This is a genomic window from Mycobacterium sp. NGS17 (assembly GCF_059813205.1).
In genome coordinates this window covers 1-661 of record NZ_JCALED010000033.1, presented here as the reverse complement: position 1 = coordinate 661, position 661 = coordinate 1, and the positions used below count along the sequence as shown (strand labels likewise).

Sequence of the window (661 nt, the reverse complement as noted above, 5' to 3'; positions counted from 1 at the left end):
ACCCACATACCCATACGCCACACCACGGCCGGCCACATACAACTCCCCCATGACCCCGGGTGGCACCGGACGCAACCAACCATCCAGCACAAAAAAGCCCAAGTGCCCCAACGGCATCCCGATCGGGCTCGCATTGATATCGACGTCATCGTCGACGATCTCCCGAATCGACGCATGCACCGTCGTTTCGGTGATGCCATACATATTGATCAACCGCGGTGAACCCGGATGGTCTTGAAGCCACGCACCGAGGCGCTGGGGTTCCAACGCCTCACCGCCGAACACGACCGTTTCCAGTTTGAGCTGATCTGTTCGCTCGGGTAACAGCGCGTCGACGGTTTGCAGCGCGTAAAACGCCGACGGCGTCTGGCTCAGCACGCTGACCTGCTCGGCCACCAGGAGGCCGTGTAGCTCTTCGGGCGAGCGGGCGACCGATTCGGGTACCACCACCAGCCGGCCGCCGCGTAGTAGCGCACCGAAGATCTCCCACACCGAGAAATCGAACGCCAACGAATGACACTGCGACCAAACGTGATTCGCCGGCACCTCGTTGTCCAGGGACTCTAGCAAGCAGGTGACGTTGTGGTGGGGGATGGCTACCCCTTTGGGTGTTCCGGTGGTTCCTGAGGTGTAGATCAGGTAGGCGGTGTCGTCGGGGGCT

General features: G+C 61.6%; 1 protein-coding gene. It reads right to left on the bottom strand.

The features are described 5' to 3' along the window. Positions 1–661, bottom strand: a 661-nt coding sequence (locus tag AC5Y7E_RS24220) for an AMP-binding protein (protein ID WP_499950948.1), incomplete at both ends; no start/stop codon positions are given.